This window comes from Shewanella marisflavi (assembly GCF_002215585.1).
Lineage (GTDB): Bacteria > Pseudomonadota > Gammaproteobacteria > Enterobacterales > Shewanellaceae > Shewanella > Shewanella marisflavi.
The window spans coordinates 2,576,024-2,596,446 of sequence record NZ_CP022272.1 but is presented as its reverse complement, the minus strand read 5'-3'; the positions used below and the strand labels follow the sequence as shown (position 1 = coordinate 2,596,446).

Below are 20,423 nucleotides of genomic sequence, written 5' to 3'. Positions count from 1 at the left end.
TATGTATACAAAAATTCTCGGAACTGGTAGTTATTTGCCAGCGCAAGTCCGTAGCAATCAAGATCTGGAAAAGATGGTGGATACCAATGACCAGTGGATTGTTGAACGTACCGGTATTTCAGAGCGCAGAATAGCCGCCAAAGACGAATCTGTATCAACCATGGGTTATGCCGCTGCCGTCAAGGCCCTGGAAATGGCGGGCATTGACCCGAAAGAGCTGGATATGATTGTTTGCGGTACCACGAGTGCCAGCAACGCGTTTCCTGCCGCCGCCTGTGAAATTCAGGCCATGTTAGGTGTGCATACGATTCCGGCGTTCGATGTGGCTGCGGCCTGTTCAGGCTTTGTCTATGCGTTATCTGTTGCCGATCAGTTTGTAAAAACTGGCGCCGCCAAAAAGGTGCTGGTTATCGGCGCCGACGTGCTGTCACGTTTGTGCGAGCCTGACGACCGCTCCACCATCATCCTCTTTGGTGATGGTGCCGGCGCCGCTGTGGTTGGTGCTTCTGAAGAGCCCGGTATCATCTCTACCCATATTTATGCCGATGGCCGTCAAGGCGATCTGCTTAAGTGTTCCTTCCCACCACGTGCTGGCGAGTCCTCTGAGGCCGTAGGGTACATGACCATGAAAGGCAACGATGTCTTCAAGGTTGCCGTGACTCAACTGTCTCATGTGGTCACCGAAACGTTACGTATCAATAACGTGGAAAAATCTGAAATTGACTGGTTGGTTCCCCACCAGGCTAACTTCCGTATCATTAAGGCGACGGCCAAGAAGTTAGATATGAGTCTGGACAAGGTGGTATTGACCCTAGCTAAGCATGGTAATACCTCTGCCGCCTCAGTACCTATCGCGCTGGATGAAGCCGTGCGTGATGGTCGTATCCAACGTGGTCAACTCCTGCTGCTCGAAGCCTTTGGGGCTGGTTTTGCCTGGGGCAGTGCGCTTGTTCGTTTTTAGTCGATTTTAGTACTAGAATACATTGATTTAGCAAAGGTATATAAAAATGGAAAAGATTGCTTATGTTTTCCCTGGGCAGGGATCTCAGGCCGTAGGCATGCTTGCCGAATTGGCTGCAGAGAATGAAATCATTGGTCAAACGTTTGCCCAAGCCAGCGAAGCTTTGGGTTATGACCTATGGCAACTGGTACAAGAAGGCCCAGCTGAAACTCTGAATCAAACTGATAAGACGCAGCCTGCATTGTTAACTGCCAGCGTAGCAATTTGGCGCGCGATTCAAGCTACCTCGGCGCCTCAGCCTGCAATGCTTGCCGGCCATAGCTTAGGTGAATACTCGGCATTGGTTTGCGCCGGTGTTATCGATTTCAAAGATGCCGTTAAACTGGTTGAGCTGCGTGGACAACTGATGCAACAGGCTGTGCCCGCTGGTACTGGTGCCATGTTTGCTATTATCGGCTTAGATAACGAGGCTATTGCTAAGGCGTGTGAAGACGCAGCGCAGGGCGGAGTGGTTGCACCGGTTAACTTTAATAGTCCTGGTCAGGTCGTTATTGCTGGTGAGAAGGCTGCGGTTGAGCGTGCTGCCGATGCTTGTAAGGCAGCCGGTGCCAAGATGGCTGTTGCCTTGCCGGTGAGCGTGCCATCTCATTGCGAATTAATGAAACCTGCCGCAGAGAAATTGTCTGAGGCATTAAGTGCTATCAGCTTTACAGCGCCGAGCATTCCAGTGATCAATAACGTTGATGTGGCTCAGCCAAGTGATGTTGAAGCGATCAAAGATGCCTTGGTACGTCAGCTTTACTGTCCGGTTCGCTGGTCTGAAACGGTCGAGATGATGGCCGCAGATGGCGTCAGCCAGTTGGTTGAAGTCGGTCCGGGTAAGGTATTAACGGGTCTGGCAAAAAGAATTAATCGATCGCTGAGTGCAAAAGTGGCTAATGATCCAGCCTCAGTTGCTGCACTGAGCGAATAAGGAGTAATAGATGAGTTTCAATCTAGATTTAACTGGCAAGGTTGCCTTGGTAACAGGTGCAAGCCGTGGTATTGGCCGTGCAGTTGCCGAAACCTTAGTGGAAGCAGGTGCTGTGGTTATTGGCACGGCAACCAGTGAACGCGGCGCAGCTGCGATTCAGGAATATTTGGGCGATAAAGGCCATGGCTTGGTCTTAAATGTGACAGATAGCGATTCAATTGACCAATTATTTGCCTCGATCAAAGAAAAAGTCGGTGAAGTTGATATTCTAGTCAACAATGCGGGTATCACACGCGACAATCTTTTGATGCGAATGAAGGAAGATGAGTGGTTAGATATCATAGATACCAACCTGACATCTCTCTATCGCACCTCTAAACAGGTGATGCGTTCAATGATGAAGAAGCGTAGTGGCCGTATTATTAACATTGGCTCTGTTGTAGGTACAATGGGCAATGCAGGCCAAACGAACTATTGCGCAGCAAAAGCTGGTTTGATTGGATTTACAAAATCTCTTGCAAGAGAGGTTGCATCTCGTCAAATAACAGTGAATGCTATTGCTCCTGGGTTTATCCAGACAGATATGACGGATGAGCTGACGGAAGAGCAGCAAAAAGGTATTATGTCACAAGTTCCAATGGAAAGACTGGGGCAGCCGCAAGAGATTGCAAATGCTGTACTGTTTTTGGCATCGGATTCAGCGGCTTACATTACAGGGGAAACTCTGCATGTAAACGGCGGCATGTACATGGTTTAAACGTTGGTTATAACAACCGACTGATTTTGATTGATTTTTGGCGTAGACTTACGTAGGTTTTGTGGTTAGACCACAAAAGTTAAGCTTGCATTGTGTGCCAAATTGAATAAACTACTCGCAATCTTACGCAAGTGCGTAATTTGAATAGGAAAGAAAACTAATGAGCAACATCGAAGAACGTGTAAAGAAAATCATTATCGAGCAACTGGGCGTTAAAGAAGAAGACGTAAAACCAGCAGCATCTTTCGTTGACGACCTAGGTGCAGATTCTCTGGACACCGTTGAGTTGGTAATGGCTCTAGAAGAAGAGTTTGACACTGAGATCCCTGATGAAGAAGCTGAAAAGATCACTACTGTTCAAGCAGCGATCGATTACGTTTCTAAGAATCAGTAATACTGAATTCTCTAAAACAGGCGGCAATTATGCCGCCTGTTTTTGTTTGCGAACTAGGAGCATTAGGGGGCGAACGCCTATCCCGTTTTCTTGTGCTATAACCTAGTAGGCCTTTTTATTTCGGTCTCAAAGGAGACCTTCATCTCATTTTAGTCAAAGGTGAAAACGTGTCTAAACGTCGTGTAGTCGTTACAGGTATTGGTCTGGTCACGCCTGTGGGCAATACCGTAGAGGCGTCCTGGAAAGCACTGCTTGCAGGACAAAGCGGTATCGCACCCATAACCAAATTTGATGCCAGCGAGTTTTCAACTCGTTTTAGCGGTTCAGTCAAAGATTTTGATGTTGAGCAGTACCTACCTAAGAAAGAGGCCCGTAAGATGGATCTCTTTATTCAATATGGTATGGCGGCTGGTATTCAAGCCATTGAAGATGCTGGACTGAATATGGAAGTAGAAGACCCTGCTCGGGTCGGTACCGCTATCGGCGCGGGTATGGGTGGCATGCCGCTCATCGAGGCGGCTCATTCTGCCTTGTTAAAAGGCGGTCCACGCAAAATCTCTCCCTTTTTCGTCCCTAGTACCATCATCAATATGATCGCGGGTCATCTTTCGATCAAATATGGTATGACTGGCCCTAATTTTGCGGTGACCACAGCCTGTACTACAGGTGTGCACAACATAGGATTTGCAGCACGTACCATCGCCTATGGTGATGCGGACGTGATGATTGCTGGTGGCGCTGAAGATGTGACTTGTCCGCTAGCGGTGGGTGGCTTTGGTTCTGCCAAGGCGCTGTCTACCCGTAATGATGATCCGCTTGCGGCGAGTCGTCCCTGGGATAAAGACAGAGATGGTTTCGTCATCGGCGACGGTGCGGGCATCATGGTGATGGAAGAGTACGAGCACGCTAAAGCGCGCGGCGCGACTATCTATGGCGAGCTCGTAGGTTTCGGTATGAGCGGTGATGCGTTCCACATGACGTCTCCACCGGCAGATGGTGCAGGCGCCGCCGCTGCGATGGAAAATGCCATCAAAGATGCGGGCATCGAAAAGCAACGTGTAGGTTATATCAATGCTCATGGCACATCGACACCCGCCGGCGATAAGGCTGAAGCCTCAGCGGTGAAGAGTGTGTTTGGCGATCATGCCTACAACTTGTTGGTGAGCTCTACCAAGTCGATGACAGGACACCTGTTAGGGGCTGCAGGCTCAGTCGAAGCGATTATCACCTTGCTTGCGCTGCGCGATCAGATTATTCCGCCAACAATTAACCTGGATAATCCAGATGAAGGCTGTGATCTTGATTTTGTACCTCACACGGCTCGAGCTCATCAGTTTGATTACGCACTGTGCAACTCATTTGGTTTTGGCGGTACAAATGGCTCACTCCTGTTTAAACGTGGTGAGTAAAAGCTAGCAGTAATTAGAAAAAAGCACCTTAATGGTGCTTTTTTTATGTTTGAATTAAGCCCAAATGACGCGTCGATGAAGCTTTATTCATCTCTCTTGGCAGCACTTAAAACTGGGCAGATAATCCGGCTCTATTCACTTCACTTTATTGGTGCCATTGTGTTAAATCCCGTCGTTGTTCCCTTACTGCCTATTGTTGGTTTGTTAACTGCTAATTTGAATGCCTTGATCCGTGGTGAGCAGAAGTTAAGTATCCCTATTGGTTTAAAGACTTTAACCGCCGCGGCTTGCGCCTTTGCCTGTGTTTGGTTTGCGCTGCTGATCACTGCCATTTATGGCGGGGGAGAGAGCGACTCGTTTGCCGGGATCGAGGTGCTAATGTTTTTCGCCCTGGGTTTCTTGCTTTATCGGTTTGTCGATCTGTCTCGTTTGCTAGGCGCAAGTGCGCAGGTTTGGCTGTATCGGTTAAGCTTGCCTTTGATTGTAATGGCATGTCATGGCGTGATTAACTGGGGCTAATCAGTGAGTAGCGTGATTCTTCGTTACTATCTCAGCCTGCTTTGCAGTACACTTTAGATTCACTATTTAGAATGAGGCGACAAGCAATGGCAGGACAAGATAGAGAGATCACTTTACGATTTCTGGCCGAACCAGCCGATGTCAATTTTGGTGGCAAGGTCCATGGTGGCGCTGTGATGAAATGGATCGACTTGGCGGCTTATGCCTGCGCCGCTGGATGGAGTGGCAAGTATTGTATTACCGCCTATGCCGGCGGCATACGCTTCATAAAGCCTATTCATGTCGGCAATATCGTAGAGGTGAGCGCTAAGGTTGTCTATACCGGTCGCACCTCTATGCATCTGGGAATAGATGTAAAGGCTGGCGATCCTAAAAATGCTGATCGTCACCTCACCACGCACTGCATAGTGATCATGGTGGCGGTAGATGATGAGGGTCACCCTACGCCGGTGCCAGAATGGGTGCCGGTCACTGAGGAGGATAAGGTGATGCGAGATTCGGCCATCCGTCTGATGGATATGCGTAAGAGGATTGGCACTGAGATGGAAGCCCATCTCAAGCCTTAATCTGTCTGCTCGCGTCTATCACTCAGGGCTGTCTTTCGATAGACGCTGCTAGCGTCCTTAGCCATAGTGATTCCCCCTATTTTTTCGCTTTGGACGATGAAGCTTTGCGCTTGTACATGCTTTGATATTGCACTAGGGAATCGACATCTGCAATTTGTGTCAGTGTGGTGATGTAGCGGCGTTTTGTTTAAAGCTCTAACAGAAGAAAGCTTTGTCCGACTGTTGATTGCTTAAGAGTACAGATGCGGCGCCCTAGTGAAAAATTCGAATCTATCGTTTAGCATGTGGCACAATATGCCCCGTGTTTACAGCCCACAAGGCCTTGTACCCCCAAATAAAACCTTTCTTCAAGAAGGTGAATAAACAGTATTAATTAATAAAGAGATAGGACAGAAGATGGCAAAGGTAGCATTTTTAGGATTAGGCGTGATGGGATACCCTATGGCGGGTCACCTGGTGAAGCACGGTCATGAGGTTACTGTCTATAATCGCACCCAGACCAAGGCACAAGCTTGGTGTGATAATTATGGCGGTAACTGGTGCGCAACCCCTTTTGAAGCCGCCAAGGGGCAAGACTTTGTGTTTGTCTGTGTAGGTAACGATGACGATCTACGCTCCGTCGTCTTGGGTGATACCGGCGCTTTAGCCGCCATGGCACAGGGCAGTATCTTAGTTGACCATACAACGGCTTCTGCCGATGTCGCCCGGGAGTTAGGCGCCGCAGCGAAGGCTAAAGGCGTTGGTTTCATCGATGCGCCAGTATCTGGTGGTCAGGCTGGAGCTGAAAATGGTGTGTTAACCGTGATGGTGGGCGGTGAGGCTCAAACCTTTGAGGCTGCCAAGCCGGTAATGCAAGCCTATGCTCGTTGCGCCGAGTTGCTGGGTGAGGTGGGCAGTGGTCAGCTAACCAAGATGGTAAATCAGATCTGTATTGCCGGTGTGGTGCAGGGTTTGGCTGAAGGTTTACATTTTGCCCGCAGTGCAGGTCTTGACGGTGAAAAAGTGGTCGAAGTGATCAGCAAAGGGGCCGCTCAATCCTGGCAAATGGAGAATCGCTATCAAACCATGTGGCAGGGACAATATGATTTTGGCTTTGCGGTGGACTGGATGCGTAAAGATTTGGGCATCGCTCTGGATGAAGCGCGCCGCAATGGTTCACACCTGCCATTGACCGCCTTAGTGGATCAATTCTATAGCGAAGTGCAGGCTCAAGGTGGTCAGCGCTGGGATACTTCGAGTCTCCTGGCGCGTTTAGAAAAGAGCCGATGCTAAGACACAAAAAAGGACTGCTAGGCAGTCCTTTTTTACTTGAGTTTAATCTGAGCCTCGGTAAGCGGGCAGGCACTTATCGATTAAACCGGATCGACCATGATATGTTCAAGCTCAACCGCCGCGACCGCGTGCAAGGCATCCATGGTTGCACCCACTAGGGAGATCTTACCTTGGCTGGACTCGATCAGTACGGCGCGATTGATCTCGCTGAAATCACGGTTATGTCTGGCCATGGCTGATAACGCCATCTGCATGGGGAGCATGGAAGGGTTAAACGCTGCATTTTCCGCATACCGTCCGCAGAAGGTGGCTCCGTCTCGGGTTTCTAACACTACGGCGGCATAGCTCTGGCTGTATGGGGCGTAGCTGAGACTTAAGTGATCCAGCGCCTCTATGATCATGGGATCTGAACTTTCCAGGGCAAAATCATGTTGCTGTTTTGACAGTAAGGGAGTCTTAATATTCAGATCGCTTGGCCCAAAAGCATAGGGTAGATAGTGAGATAAAGGTTGAGTTGCTTGCTCTGGCAGGTGGATCTTAATGGCTTGACCTTGAACCAACTCGTTCATAAATTGGCGGCAGTGTCCGCAAGGCGAGGCGTTGACTATGATATCTTTAATACCCGTTTCACCGCTTAGCCAGGCGTGACTGATAGCGCTTTGCTCGGCGTGTACGCTATGAAATAGTGCCTCACCATCCAACTCCAGGTTAGCGCCCATATAGATATCACCGCTAGCTCCCTTGGCGATGGCGCCCACATAAAACTCACTGATGGGAGGTCTTGCCAATGCTGCTGCCACGGGCAAGATGGCAAGCAGTAACTCATCGTGCGACATATTAGCGGCTTTGGCTAAGTCGTCGACTTGCTGGGCATCCATGTGGCCGACAAAGTCCTGATTCAATAAAGGGACTAAATGATCTGCCAAAGGTTGTGGCAGTTGAGCTATGCAGTGAACAAATCTATCTTGCATGAGCTTGATCCTTAAATTGTTAAGCTATTGGAAAATCATTTTAGTAACTAAGTTACCATGATAACGGGATCTTACTCCCATTTCGACCGCTGTTTCCCTTAAAGATTGCTAAGATAATGACATAACGCCGTCAATAATTTTTGCTTTTCTTCATCTGACTCAGTGTCATTGACTAAGGTCTCCAGCTTTATCATATAGTCTGGATCATTTAAGCGCGCCTGACAGAATGTTCGCCAGCGTCTCAGCTCTGTATCATCCAGGGTTTCAGGGTAGTTGCGTGCCCGATAACGAAATAGCATTTCAGGTAATCTGGGATCGTCAAATTGCAGTTCTAGTGCCGCCAGATGCTGGGGGGCTGTATGGCGTATGATCTCCATCTTGCTCTTATCTGCATGGCTGAAAAAGCCGCCGCTATAGAGCTGCAAGTCGGGATCGCTGCTTGCATTGTCATGTTCGATGTCAAAGACGGCGACCAGTTTCTCTCGGATCTCGGGATGTTGACGAAGGCGCTTGTATTGCTCGCGAGCAAAATCTTTATCTATCGCTAAACGCTCTGCGTTTTCATCTGTTAGCGTCTTGGCGGATGCAATGAACGGACATTTATTGATATGCAATTGCTTTAAGCCTACGGGCAACTCGTCGCTGGCCAAGTCGGCCCTTGGCGTGTACATGCGCTCACGTATCTCTAAGGCGCTGAGTTCAAGCAGCGGCGTGATGTCCATAGCAAGGTTGACACAGATGATGGCATTTTTATTGGTGCTATGGTGTGCAACAGGAGCAATAAGTGTGGTGCAACCGTTAAGGGCGCTTATCTTTGAGCTCACATGCACTAAGGGTTGCATATTGAGTACGTCAATATGCTTGCTGACTTCGTTCTTCTTACGCAGATTAAAGTAATAGTCGAATAGCTTAGGTTGCTGCTGCTTAACCAGTTTCGCCATGGCAATGGTGGCGTAGACATCCGACATGGCGTCATGGGCTTTTTCATGGCTGAGGTTATTGGCCTTTGTCAGCAGCTCTAGTTTAAAACTTGGGCTGCCATCCTCTTTTTCGGGCCAGACAATACCTTGTGGTCTTAAGGCGTAACAGGCGCGGACTAAATCTATGATATCCCAACGGCTGTTGCCGTTTTGCCATTCGCGCGCATAGGGATCATAAAAGTTTCGATAGAAGCCATAGCGGGTCACCTCATCGTCAAATCTTAACGAGTTGTAACCTGCTACACAGGTGTTGGGCTCAGTAAAGAGGGCGTGGATCTTTGCCATAAACTCAGCTTCTGGCATGCCTTTCAGGTTTGCCAGCTGTGGAGTGATCCCTGTGATTAAGATGGCTTCAGGGGAGGGCAGATAGTCGCTGGCCAATTTGCAATAAAAGGTTTCAGGTTCTGAGATGATGTTGAGATCCATGTCAGTGCGGATACCGGCAAACTGCGAGGGTCTGTCCTTGGCCGGGTTGGCACCGAAAGTTTCATAATCGTGCCAAAAGATGCTGGGTGATTGATTCGCTGGCATAGAGTAAGGCTAGAGTGTGATTAGTGGCACTTATCATAGCACCCTGATTTATGCCTGCACTAGTTTAACGGGTTATTTGCCCTATTTGATTGAAATAACGTCACTTTGAAGTTGGCAGTCACTTGGCTAGCCAGTTACAATGGTCGGCTAATGAGGAATAACCCATGTTTGAACCACTACTCACGCAGCCGCAATTTATCGAACTGACGCAGACGGGTCAGTTACATCTCCGTTTACGTGAGCCAGTGAGCGATTTCAGCTTGCAGCAGACGATGGGAGGGCACTTACTCGAGTGCGTGATTAGCCAAACCTCGCAAGGGACAAGTGCATTGATTGTCAGGGCGCATCCCTATCTAACTTGCGACCCGATATCAGGTAAGGCTCGCACCTTCGATGCTGGTGTTGTGTCAGAACCCCTGTCTCGTACACATGGTCAAGGCTGGCGTTTGTTTAGCGCCATCGGCATGTCGCCTGTCATGTGTGCAGAGATGTTGCGCGCGGGGCTAACTATTGGCGTAGAGCAGATCAATCAGGAAGTCATCTTTCACCCTCAATTTGATCATAAATGGCTCTTGGTTCCATTAGAGCGTGATCTACGTTTATTTGGGGGCCCAAGAGAGTTACGCCGCGCTAATGCTGTGTTGGCTAGATGCCAGGACCATACCCTGTCGGCCGAGGGCCTGCTGTTGGAAATCGGTGAGATTGAACAGGTCAGACAGGAGCTGGCGCACTATGCTAATCATAACAGTGTTAAGCAACACGGCGTAATGTTGAGCGAAGTGACTAACGTGGATGGACAGTTGCTGCGTAAGAAGCAACTCTTGTCCCATCGTTACTATCAAAGCGTGCAACGACCTAATTGGCAAGATGCCGCTAATCAGCAAGAGGACCTGGATACTCTAAAACGTAAGCTTGAGTCATACCAACTTCTCGCCCCGCCCGAGCTAAACCTGATGGTTGAGCAGATGTTTTTAGAAGACTAGCTTGGGGCTTTAGGGTCAAACAAGCTTTGGAAGAGTAAATGAATTACCTTTGTCCTATATGTCGGTGCCCGCTTTCGCTTATGGAGCGCACCTGGTGCTGTGAGGCAAACCACAGGTTTGATTGCGCTAAAGAGGGCTATGTTAATCTCTTGCCGGTGCAAAAAAAGCGTTCAAAAGATCCTGGTGACAACAAAGAGATGATGTTCGCCCGACGCGAATTTTTAAATAAGGGGTATTATCAGGCCATGAGTGATAGGGTGAATGCTCTGGCTCTTGAATATGCCGACGATACGCGGCATGGGTTGGATATTGGCTGTGGTGAAGGCTATTACTCTCACCGCCTGCACCAGGTGATGACTGCTAACCATGAGTTTGATTTGCAGGGACTGGATATTTCCAAGTCGGCGCTAAAATATGCTGCCAAGCGCTATCCTCAGATAGGTTTTTGTGTTGCCAGTAGTTATGAAATGCCCTTTGCCGATCAGAGTTTCGATTTTATGCTGCGTATCTATGCGCCATCGCAAGATCAGGAACTAAGGCGCGTGGCCAAAGCGGGGGCCATATTAATTACTGTGGCCGCAGGTCCGCAGCATCATTTTGCTTTGAAGCGGGTGATTTATGATACACCAAGGGAAAATCCCGAGGTGGATAGCCAGATTGAGGGATTTGAGCGACTTCACAGCGAGCGGCTGACCCAGGAAATGACCATTTCCCAAGGGGAGGATATTGGCCATTTTTTAGCGATGACCCCATATCACTGGAAATTTACTGCGGCTCAGAAGCAGGCATTAATCGCCGCACCTTTAACCTGTGAGCTCGACTTTAAGCTTGAGGTCTTTCGTGCCTGCTAGCTGGTTAATCATTGTTTCATTTGTCTATTTTTATCCGCTTAAAATAAATTAGTGTTTTTATACGACTTTTAAGATGAATTTTTTCTAACAACTGACAGATATGTAAGTAAAAAATAGGATTTAGCCCTTTGAATGTTTGTTGACATACGGTCAGAATGATTTATAGTGAACTCAGCTTGAAGGTTGGGCTTAACTTTATGTGTTCAATACGACCAGTTCGTCCTGTTAACATAAGTAATACCGGCATTTTCCAGCTCTACTGCCGTTTAAGGCTTTATTTTATTTAGTTACAGGATTTATATCATGTCTCAAGTTACTGGCGTTGTTAAGTGGTTCAACTCTGACAAAGGTTTTGGTTTTATCGAGCAAGAGTCTGGCCCAGACGTTTTCGTACACTTCCGTGCGATCAACTCTGACGGTTTCAAAACTCTAGACGAAGGTCAGAAAGTGCAGTTCACTGTGACTCAAGGTCAAAAAGGTCCACAAGCTGAGAACGTAACTGTTATCTAAGCTGACCTTTAAGTAGCCAAGCGCTATTTAACAACAGAATTCCAAGAGCTGTGATTTTTATCACAGCTCTTTTTTTGTCTGCAATTTACCTAAAGGCTTAGCATCTAGGTATAAAGCTCTAACCGCTTTAGACAAAGATACGCAACTAAGGCACAGGGATAGCAGAGCCCTTACAGTAGGAGATAAAAAAGCCAGCATAATGCTGGCTTTCTGTTTTGATGGAGCAGGAGCTTAGGCTTGAGAGAACAGCTTATCTTCTAAGGTTCTGCCACGCTGGATGGCGCGATAACGCCAATTGTGCTGTTTAAACAGGGTAAACAGCTGGGTCTCTAGGGCAAAATCGGCGCCCAACTGGTAGTGGAGGACAAACTCCTGAGCCTGGCTAGATTTTACCGAATGTACCTGAGGAAGCTCACGCAGAGCTGCCAGCAATGCCTCATCATCACAGCTGTGCATGGTCAGAGTTAGATATTCGTCGGCCTGATCATCTTGTATTGAGATAGATTGGTTCAGAACACCTTTCTCTAGATAGAGCACCTTATCACACAGTTTTTCCAGTTCTGCTAGGTTGTGAGAGCTGATCACAAAGGTCGTCTTGCCGATTTGTGAGCGCACCAGGTCGCGAATGGCCTTGGCATTCGCCGGGTCGAGCCCCGCCGTGGGCTCATCAAGCAGCACTAACTCGGGAGAGCCAATTAACGCTTGGGCGATCGATACGCGTTTGCTCATGCCATGACTGAGAGATAAGGGCTTTTGTGGGGCGATATCAGCCAAATCCACCAGAGCCAATACACGCTTGACCTCTTGCTGCGCGTCTGTGCCGCTAAAGCCTTGAAGGCGGGCAAACAGACCCAGTTGTGCCTCAACAGTGAGGTTAGGATCGAGTCTTGCGTCTTGGGGGAGGGCGGCTACCTTACCAAGTAGTGCATTACTACCCGGTGCATGGCCTAAAATGGTGACTTTGCCCTCGCTTGGGCGAATATAGCCGCATAGCAGCGAAAACAGTGTGGTTTTACCGGCGCCATTAGGGCCAACCAGCGCAATGGGCTGACCCGAGGTTAGCTCAAGATTGACATCATTAAGTGCTCGTTTGCTGCCGTATTGTTTACCAAGGTGTGTGCAGGTGATCAGATTCATAGTGCGATCCTCGCCATATAACTTCTTCCTAATAGCAGGAGTACACAGGCTTGAAGCAAAGGAATGGCCGCCACAGCGAGACTGCTGAGTCCTTTGGTATTGATCATCATTGAGAGCTGAGCGCCAGGTATCAACCATTGCAGAGCGGCGCTGAGATCCGGTAGGTAATGAGAGATTATCCCATTGATGATAGTGCCACCCGCAAGAATCAAAACCGCATAGATACTGGCCTGCCTCGCCGAGTTGGCGTGCAATGACAACAGGGCCATCAGCGCAGTAAAGGGGAGCAAGACTATCATGATATTGGTAAACACCAAGAGCCCGGAGCCCATGGCCAGCCAGACAAGGGATGGATCACGATAGGCGACCAGCAGCAGGGTGGCTACCAGAGTCAATAGGAGCAAAATTCCCTGGATTAGCAGGTACCCAGTGACACGGCCGAAAAACAGTGTATCTCGGCTGACTCTCAAGGTGAGAAAACGAAAGCTTCCCCTGGCCCTGTCGGAGGCAAACTGATCGGCGCCCACGAACAGGCTAAAGATAGGGAACAGATAGAGAGCCGCAACCCAGACAATGGCCATTTCCGCCACGTTCCATGACAGCAGTTCGCCTACATTGGCAGCGCCAAATACGCCTTCGAGTAATTGTTTAAAATCTGGTGAGAACAGATAGATAGAAGCTTGTTTTACCGGATACCAGAGAATAAGGCACCAGACCAGCGCGAACGTTGCCAAACCTATCATACCGCGAGTGCTAAAGAGGATTTTTTTAAGCTCGAATTTGGCCAGTTCCAAGGCCGCACTCCATGAGCTCCGGGGGGTTACGTTTTCCAAATATGATTCCTTTATCACTAAATTTGCACCCAGCCTAACATCTCTAGGTTTGTCTAAGTGTGTCAGATTGTCGTTAAATTTTACCAGCAAGGTCGGCAAGTTGCTGTTTTAACTCGGCGACTTCCTGTTCAAGCTGGGTGACTCTTTCGTTTAGTGCATGGCTTAGTGCATCACCTGGTGGCTCATTTTGTGGCTGGGTATAGGCTTGTGTGGGGAGTTGCTCGGCGGTGTCGCTAAATAGCTCGACAAAGCGAGATTCCCTTTTGCCCGGCTCTCTAGGCAGTTGACGTACCAAGGGGGACTCCATTTGCGATAGCGCCTCCAATGCCTGCTCTACCTGGCCAACATCGGTAAATCCATATAGGCGGTTGCTTCGGGTTCTGAGCTCGCCCGCCGTTTGTGGGCCTCTTAATAGCAGTAGGCAGATGATGGCGACCTTGTCATCGCTGAGTTGGAGATCGCTAAATTCGGTGTTGCAGAATCTATGCTTATATTTCACCACTCGGGAACCAAAGCCGCTTTGCTCAGCAATCAGGCGCTTCTTGGCTAAAGAATCGATAGCTGCCTGAGTGTCCGCTTCCGACAGGTTCATCACAGGATCGCGGCTAGATTTTTGATTACAGGCTAAGGTCAGACCGTTGAGAGAGAGTGGATATTGCTCTGGGGTGGTTTTCTCTTTTTCCAACAGGCAGCCGATGACACGTGCTTCATGGGAGGTGAGTTTCATGGTTAAGATATCCATATAAGAAAAGCATAGCCCTGTTATATCAGAGCTATGCTTTTATGCAAAGACAATCAGAGGCTTGGCGCCTCCAATGCTCAACTTCTATTCGGTCAAACGTATGCCGTCGTTTTCGATGGTGATCTTCTCACTTTTGTACAAGCCGCCGATACTCTTCTTAAAGGCTTTTTTGCTCATGGCAAGTTGGGCATAGATGACGTCAGCATCCGTCTTATCGGTAAGTGGCAGGAAGCCACCTGCTTGATTGAGCTTCATTAAGATGGCAGTGGCGTGCTTATCAAGCTCATCTTTTGCACCGCGTTGCAGGATTAAGTCTATCTTGTCATCACTGCGCACGCGCTTAATAAAGCCTTTGACTCGCTGACCAAATTTGAGCGGCTGATAAACTTCATTTTTATACAGCACACCCCAATGGGCATTATCGACAATCGCCTTAAAGCCCAAATCTGTGGTGCCCGCGATGATGAGATTCACCTCTTGGCCGTTACGATACGGGGGCGGTGTCTTATCAAGAAATTTATCGATCTTCGATGAGGCGACGATGCGCTCATCGGCACTATTGACATAGACATAGACCAGATAAGAGCGACCGACTTCTATCTCTCTGTGCTGTTCGCCGAAGGGAAGAAACAAGTCTTTATCCAGTCCCCAGTCGAGAAAAGCGCCGTAAGGGCCGGTTGCGATGGCCTTTAGATAGGCAAATTGCCCCACCTGAGCTTTAGGACGTTTAGTGGTGGCGATCACCATATCTTCGGAGTCCAGATAGAGAAACACCTCGACTTTGTCGCCGACCTCGCACTCTTTAGGTACGACTTTGTTAGGCAGCAAGACTTGGCCAAATTCGTGGGCATTTAAGTACACACCGAAGTCGACACGTTTGGCGATCTCCAGGGTACAACTCTTTCCTATCTCTATCATGGGGTTCTCTATGACATTACTAACAAGTTTAAGTGTGGCGATTATAGTGGAATTCTCAGCAAGATGCTTTAGCCTAAGGGGGTTAATCTCATTAATTTAACGCCCTGGGTGTAGATGCGTTTTGGTGACAGCGGGGTTTGAGCTAAAGGTCAGTGAGACGAGTGGGCAGAAAGGCGCCGATAAAGGGGCGTTAATCTGCATGCTGCTATCCGGCAGCAAGCTGAATTTACTGTAAAAAAGCTTGAACACCTGTCAGGGATAAAAGTCAGTATTGTCGCCTGTTTGGGTGCAAAAAACCTTGTAATAAATTAATGTGATAATGATACTTGCATTTAGTTAAATTCAGGGGTTTAATTGCGCGCCTTTTTTTACTTTAGACAAGTATAAATTGAGTTAACTAATATGGCGGGGACTCGAAGGATAACTTCGATATCTGACACCCAAGAAACGGTGTTGATGTTGCGGCTTATTTACCTGATAGGTGCGATAGTAAGTAACATTAATGTGTTGGCAGACAAAGTATCTGCCGAATATAAATGTAAATAGACAGGTTGAGAAAATATGAGTAATTGGTCTATTAAAGATGCTTATGTTGGTTATAACGTAAATTACTGGAGCTCTGGGCTCTACGGCATAAGCGAGGCCGGTGAGGTGACGGTATCGCCCGATCCAAATCATCCTGAGCACACTATTGGTTTAAATGAACTCGCCAAGGATATGGTTAAATCCGGCGTAGCATTGCCCGTCTTAGTGCGTTTCCCACAAATTTTACATCACAGGGTCAATAGCCTGTGTAATGCCTTCAATCAGGCGATCACTCGTTACGATTACCAATCAGACTATCTGCTTGTCTATCCTATTAAGGTTAACCAGCAGCAAACGGTTGTAGAAGAGATCTTAGCCAGCCAAGTGTCTAAAGAGGTGCCACAGCTGGGTCTGGAAGCTGGCAGTAAGCCTGAGTTGATGGCTGTGCTTGCGATGGCGCAGAAGGCCAGCTCGGTGATCATCTGTAATGGTTACAAAGATGTCGAATATATCCGCTTGGCGCTGATCGGTGAAAAGCTGGGCCATCAAGTTTATATCGTACTTGAAAAGCTATCTGAGCTTAAGGTTGTTCTCGACGAAGCTAAGAAGCTAGGTGTGACTCCTCGTTTGGGTCTGCGTGTGCGTCTGGCTTTCCAAGGCAAGGGTAAATGGCAGGCCAGCGGCGGTGAAAAATCAAAATTTGGTTTGTCAGCGGCTCAGGTGTTGAACGTGATCAACTCGCTTAAAGACCACGACATGCTGGATAGCCTGCAATTGCTGCACTTCCACTTGGGCTCGCAGATTGCCAATATTCGCGATATCCGCAGCGGTGTGAGTGAGGCGGGGCGTTTCTACTGTGAACTGCAGAAGATGGGCGCCAATGTGAAGTGCTTCGACGTGGGTGGCGGCTTGGCCGTTGACTATGACGGTACCCGCAGCCAGAGCAGTAACTCGATGAACTATGGCTTGACCGAATATGCCAATAATATCGTCAGTGTGCTCAATGACATGTGCCGTGAGCACGATCAGCCTATGCCACGCCTCATCTCTGAGTCTGGTCGGTACCTGACGGCTCATCACGCGGTGTTGATCACCGACGTGATTGGCACCGAAGCCTATCAGCCTGAGCAGTTACAAGCTCCGGATGATGACGCGCCGCAGCAGCTGAAAAATATGTGGGACTCTTGGGGAGAGGTGAGTGGCCGCGCCGATCAACGTGCCCTGATTGAGATTTACCATGATGTGCAAAGCGATCTGGCTGAGGTACATTCGCTATTTGCTTTGGGGCAGATGGGTCTGGCCGACAGAGCTTGGGCGGAGCAGATGAATCTGCGCGTCTGTTACGAATTGAAGGGGGTGATGAGTGGTAAATACCGTTTCCACCGCCCTGTGATCGACGAACTCAATGAGAAACTGGCAGATAAGTTCTTCGTGAACTTCTCACTGTTCCAGTCACTGCCAGATGCCTGGGGTATTGATCAGGTGTTCCCAATAATGCCGCTGAGTGGCCTAGATAAGGCGCCTGAGCGCCGCGCCGTGATGCTGGATATTACTTGTGATTCAGACGGTACAGTGGATCAGTACGTGGATGGTCAAGGTATTGAAACTACCCTGCCAGTCCCGGCTTGGAGTGCAGAGAGTCCTTATCTTATCGGTTTCTTCCTGGTGGGTGCATATCAGGAGATCCTTGGGGATATGCACAACCTGTTTGGTGATACCAACTCTGCCGTAGTGCGACTGGACGATGATGGTCTAGTGAATATTGAGTCAGTTCTGGCTGGCGATACCGTGGCCGATGTACTGCGTTATGTGAACCTAGACGCTGTCTCTTTCATGCGTACCTATGAAGAGCTGGTAAACCTGCATATTCAAGAAGATGAGCGCGCCAATATTCTTGAAGAGCTGCAGATTGGACTGAAAGGCTACACCTATCTGGAAGATTTCTCCTGATTGGCAAGCTAGCCTGTTTCGCCTAGGGATCTCGGCTAACGCCAGCCGAGATCCTTTAAGACGATAAGGAGCGAGTCGATGTACTTTGAAGGGGCGGAGAAACGCTTATCGCTAACCTTAGTGGCAGCTAGTCCGTCGCTAAGATCTTTGGGCGATGACTTTTGGCGCCGCGCTCTTTTAAAGAGTGATACAGAGATCCTCTCCAAGCTGAGCTGTGAGCAGTGCGATGCGTACCTGCTCAGCGAGTCCAGCTTGTTTGTTTGGCACGATAATCTGGTGCTCATCACCTGTGGTAATACCCGGCTTATCGAGACGGTACTGAGTCTGGTTGAATCACTCGGTAATGTTCAGATTGCCAGCTTGAGTTACCAGCGTAAGAGCGAGATTTTACCCGCCTTGCAAAGCAGCCGCTTTGAAGACGATATCGCCCGGCTTAGGGGGATGCTAAGCGGCGATGCCTATCGCATTGGCCATTTGGATGGTCATCATCACCAGCTTTTTTTATCTGGAGAGATGGTGCAACTTAAGCCGGTTCAAACGGTGCAGATGTATCATATTCGTGGTGAGTTGGCCGACTATCTGCTTAGCGACAGGCAAACGGCCGAGGGGATAGCCACCAGGCTCAATTTATCTCAGCTGTTACCGGGTTTTTATTTTGATGCGCACCTGTTCTCGCCACTGGGCTATTCACTCAATGCCCTTAGGGGGGATGACTATTTCACGGTGCACATCACCCCACAAGAGGCGAGCTCCTATGTGAGCCTGGAAACGAATTTGTCGCTCGGCGAAGATCTTGGCGGTATAGTAAATGAGTTGCTAAACCGCTTAAATCCGGTAAGTTGGGATGTTTCAGGATTTGAGGCCCAGGAGCCGGGATACTGCGCCGAGCAGTATAGCCTGCAGGCCAGCGGTGAATTAACTTTGGCAGATGGCCTAGGCCTTTATATAAAACACTATAAGCAGCGCGATTGTGAGCAGTTATTGCCCGTTACGCTGTGATCTTTACTTCTATTATTTGGAGCAAATATGACCACTATTGCAGATAAGCCTGATTACTCGCTTTACTCAAATGCATTTGGTTATTTAAGACAACCACTGGATTTTAAACCGCTTGAAAGCGATGCTGACGTGGTGGTTTTGGGCTTGCCGTTTGATATGGCCACTACAGGTCGCTCGGGTGGTCGTATGGGCCCTGGCGCTATTCGTCAGGCGTCGGTGAATCTGGCCTGGGAAGAGTGCCGCTGGCCATGGGATTTTAAGTTGTCCGATCACCTAAAAATGGTCGATGCGGGCGATCTCGTATACGACTGTGGCGATGCAGCCGATTTCACCCAGCGTGTCGAAGACTTTGCCACGGCGATCCTTGATTCAGGTAAGGCGCTGCTCAGTTTTGGTGGTGACCATTTTGTGACCCTGCCGCTGCTGCGTGCTCACTATAAGAAACATGGCAAGATGGCGCTGCTGCATTTCGATGCGCACACAGATACCTATAGCCAAGGCAGCAAGTACGACCATGGCACCATGTTCTTCCACGCGCCTAATGAAGGGATCATCGATGCCTCTCATTCAGTGCAGGTGGGGATCCGTACCGAATATGACAAGCCAAGCCATCTGTTCAAGGTTATCGATGCGGCCGCTGCCAATGAGCAAAGCGCCGATGAGATTGTTGCCCAGATTAAAGACCGTGTCGGCGATATGCCATTGTATGTCACCTTCGATATCGACTGTTTGGATCCTGCTTTTGCCCCTGGCACGGGCACTCCTGTTTGTGGTGGTCTCACCAGCGACAAGGCGATGAAGATCATCCGTGGTCTGCGCGGCATGAATGTAGTGGGCATGGACGTCGTCGAAGTGGCCCCCGCCTATGACAGCGCCGAAATTACGGCGCTTGCGGGCGCAACCTTAGGGCTAGAGATGCTGCACGTTTGGGCCTGCGCACATAAGAAGTAAGCTAAATCAGGACGGGTAAGGAAGCAGATGTCGAACTTAAGTGATATTAGACGTGAGTACACCTTGGGTGGGCTGCATCGAGAAGAAATGCCGGATAACCCTATGGTCTTGTTCGAGAAGTGGATAGAGCAGATTAGGGATTCTGAGATCCTGCCGGATCCTACCGCCATGTCGGTAGCGACTGTCGACGCCGATGGTCAGCCGTTTCAGCGCATCGTGTTGTTAAAACGCTTCGATGACGAGGGGTTTGTGTTTTTTACCAACCTTGCTAGTCGTAAGTCGGAGCAGATTGCGCAGAATAACAAGGTGAGCTTGCTGTTTCCCTGGCATGCTCTGGAGCGTCAGGTTGCGGTGACAGGGGTTGCGGAGCAGCTGTCGACTGCAGAGGTGCTCAAGTACTTCGTGACGCGTCCTAAAGAGAGTCAGATTGCCGCCTGGGTATCTAAACAGTCCAGCAAGATATCGGCCCGTCAGGCATTGGAGAGCAAGTTTGCCGAGATGAAGGCTAAATTTAGCCAGGGCGAAGTGCCACTACCTAAGTTCTGGGGTGGCTATCGAGTACGTCCTAGCAGCATAGAGTTTTGGCAAGGCGGCGAATATCGTCTGCATGATCGTTTCCTCTATACCCGTAAAGATTCAAGCGGTAAAGAAAACGCCTGGGATATCGACCGGCTGGCGCCCTAAGCGTTCC

At 49.0% G+C, this 20,423-nt stretch carries 21 protein-coding genes; 15 read left to right on the top strand and 6 right to left on the bottom strand.

The features are described from left to right. Position 1: 1 nt before the first annotated feature. From CFF01_RS11335 to CFF01_RS11300, 8 genes are all read left to right on the top strand, one after another. Positions 2–961 (top strand): beta-ketoacyl-ACP synthase III, encoded by a 960-nt coding sequence (locus CFF01_RS11335; protein WP_088904860.1) that lies wholly within the window; start codon positions 2–4, stop codon positions 959–961. A gap of 46 nt (positions 962–1,007) precedes the next feature. Then, on the top strand, positions 1,008–1,934 hold the full coding sequence (gene fabD / locus CFF01_RS11330) for an ACP S-malonyltransferase (RefSeq protein ID WP_033539571.1): 927 nt from the start codon (positions 1,008–1,010) through the stop codon (positions 1,932–1,934). Positions 1,935–1,944: 10 nt separating this feature from the next. Continuing rightward, complete coding sequence (fabG, locus tag CFF01_RS11325) at positions 1,945–2,691, top strand: 3-oxoacyl-ACP reductase FabG (protein WP_033539572.1); 747 nt, start codon at positions 1,945–1,947, stop codon at positions 2,689–2,691. A gap of 160 nt (positions 2,692–2,851) precedes the next feature. After that, the gene (gene acpP / locus CFF01_RS11320) at positions 2,852–3,085 is read left to right on the top strand and encodes an acyl carrier protein (protein ID WP_011865403.1); all 234 of its coding nucleotides are present in this window, start codon (positions 2,852–2,854) and stop codon (positions 3,083–3,085) included. Between the two features lie 167 nt (positions 3,086–3,252). Further along, entirely contained in the window at positions 3,253–4,494 is a 1,242-nt protein-coding gene (fabF, locus tag CFF01_RS11315; RefSeq protein ID WP_088904859.1) for a beta-ketoacyl-ACP synthase II, read from the top strand. Between the two features lie 45 nt (positions 4,495–4,539). Then, positions 4,540–5,013 (top strand): hypothetical protein, encoded by a 474-nt coding sequence (locus CFF01_RS11310; protein ID WP_232479426.1) that lies wholly within the window; start codon positions 4,540–4,542, stop codon positions 5,011–5,013. An 86-nt stretch (positions 5,014–5,099) separates the two neighbouring features. Continuing rightward, complete coding sequence (locus CFF01_RS11305) at positions 5,100–5,579, top strand: acyl-CoA thioesterase (protein ID WP_033539574.1); 480 nt, start codon at positions 5,100–5,102, stop codon at positions 5,577–5,579. Positions 5,580–5,975: 396 nt separating this feature from the next. Then, on the top strand, positions 5,976–6,851 hold the full coding sequence (locus CFF01_RS11300) for an NAD(P)-dependent oxidoreductase (RefSeq protein WP_088904858.1): 876 nt from the start codon (positions 5,976–5,978) through the stop codon (positions 6,849–6,851). Between the two features lie 80 nt (positions 6,852–6,931). Here CFF01_RS11300 and cdd read toward each other — a convergent pair whose 3' ends face one another. Then, on the bottom strand, positions 6,932–7,822 hold the full coding sequence (gene cdd / locus CFF01_RS11295) for a cytidine deaminase (RefSeq protein WP_088904857.1): 891 nt from the start codon (positions 7,820–7,822) through the stop codon (positions 6,932–6,934). Between the two features lie 98 nt (positions 7,823–7,920). Further along, on the bottom strand, positions 7,921–9,333 hold the full coding sequence (gene sbcB, locus CFF01_RS11290; RefSeq protein ID WP_088904856.1) for an exodeoxyribonuclease I: 1,413 nt from the start codon (positions 9,331–9,333) through the stop codon (positions 7,921–7,923). 164 nt (positions 9,334–9,497) lie between these two features. On the opposite strand from sbcB, the gene CFF01_RS11285 reads away from it, so the two are divergent. From CFF01_RS11285 to CFF01_RS11275, 3 genes are all read left to right on the top strand, one after another. Then, entirely contained in the window at positions 9,498–10,316 is an 819-nt protein-coding gene (locus tag CFF01_RS11285) for a hypothetical protein (protein WP_088904855.1), read from the top strand. A 38-nt stretch (positions 10,317–10,354) separates the two neighbouring features. Next, a complete protein-coding gene (rlmA, locus tag CFF01_RS11280) occupies positions 10,355–11,167 on the top strand; it encodes a 23S rRNA (guanine(745)-N(1))-methyltransferase (protein WP_088904854.1) in 813 nt (270 codons plus the stop codon). A 303-nt stretch (positions 11,168–11,470) separates the two neighbouring features. Beyond that, positions 11,471–11,677: a cold-shock protein gene (locus tag CFF01_RS11275; protein ID WP_011865413.1), complete on the top strand. Its 207-nt coding sequence runs from the start codon at positions 11,471–11,473 to the stop codon at positions 11,675–11,677. A 231-nt stretch (positions 11,678–11,908) separates the two neighbouring features. Here the strand turns inward: CFF01_RS11275 and CFF01_RS11270 are convergent, their stop codons facing one another. From CFF01_RS11270 to CFF01_RS11255, 4 genes are all read right to left on the bottom strand, one after another. Continuing rightward, a complete protein-coding gene (locus tag CFF01_RS11270; protein ID WP_033539580.1) occupies positions 11,909–12,814 on the bottom strand; it encodes an ABC transporter ATP-binding protein in 906 nt (301 codons plus the stop codon). Further along, complete coding sequence (locus CFF01_RS11265) at positions 12,811–13,665, bottom strand: ABC transporter permease subunit (protein ID WP_088905936.1); 855 nt, start codon at positions 13,663–13,665, stop codon at positions 12,811–12,813. The genes CFF01_RS11270 and CFF01_RS11265 overlap by 4 nt, the downstream gene beginning before the upstream one ends. 55 nt (positions 13,666–13,720) lie before the next feature. Next, the gene (locus CFF01_RS11260) at positions 13,721–14,374 is read right to left on the bottom strand and encodes a YceH family protein (RefSeq protein ID WP_088905935.1); all 654 of its coding nucleotides are present in this window, start codon (positions 14,372–14,374) and stop codon (positions 13,721–13,723) included. A gap of 99 nt (positions 14,375–14,473) precedes the next feature. Next, entirely contained in the window at positions 14,474–15,307 is an 834-nt protein-coding gene (locus tag CFF01_RS11255; RefSeq protein ID WP_088904853.1) for a CvfB family protein, read from the bottom strand. A gap of 561 nt (positions 15,308–15,868) precedes the next feature. On the opposite strand from CFF01_RS11255, the gene speA reads away from it, so the two are divergent. The 4 genes from speA to pdxH all read left to right on the top strand — a co-directional run bounded on the left by speA (position 15,869) and on the right by pdxH (position 20,416). Then, positions 15,869–17,782 carry a biosynthetic arginine decarboxylase gene (gene speA / locus CFF01_RS11250; protein WP_033539583.1) on the top strand — a complete coding sequence of 638 codons (1,914 nt, stop codon included), beginning with the start codon at positions 15,869–15,871 and terminating at the stop codon, positions 17,780–17,782. A gap of 78 nt (positions 17,783–17,860) precedes the next feature. Continuing rightward, the gene (locus tag CFF01_RS11245) at positions 17,861–18,781 is read left to right on the top strand and encodes an adenosylmethionine decarboxylase (protein WP_088904852.1); all 921 of its coding nucleotides are present in this window, start codon (positions 17,861–17,863) and stop codon (positions 18,779–18,781) included. Between the two features lie 27 nt (positions 18,782–18,808). After that, positions 18,809–19,732: an agmatinase gene (gene speB, locus CFF01_RS11240; protein ID WP_088904851.1), complete on the top strand. Its 924-nt coding sequence runs from the start codon at positions 18,809–18,811 to the stop codon at positions 19,730–19,732. A 27-nt stretch (positions 19,733–19,759) separates the two neighbouring features. Beyond that, positions 19,760–20,416, top strand: coding sequence for a pyridoxamine 5'-phosphate oxidase (gene pdxH / locus CFF01_RS11235; RefSeq protein ID WP_088904850.1), 657 nt, complete (start codon positions 19,760–19,762; stop codon positions 20,414–20,416). The last annotated feature ends 7 nt before the right edge of the window (positions 20,417–20,423 follow it).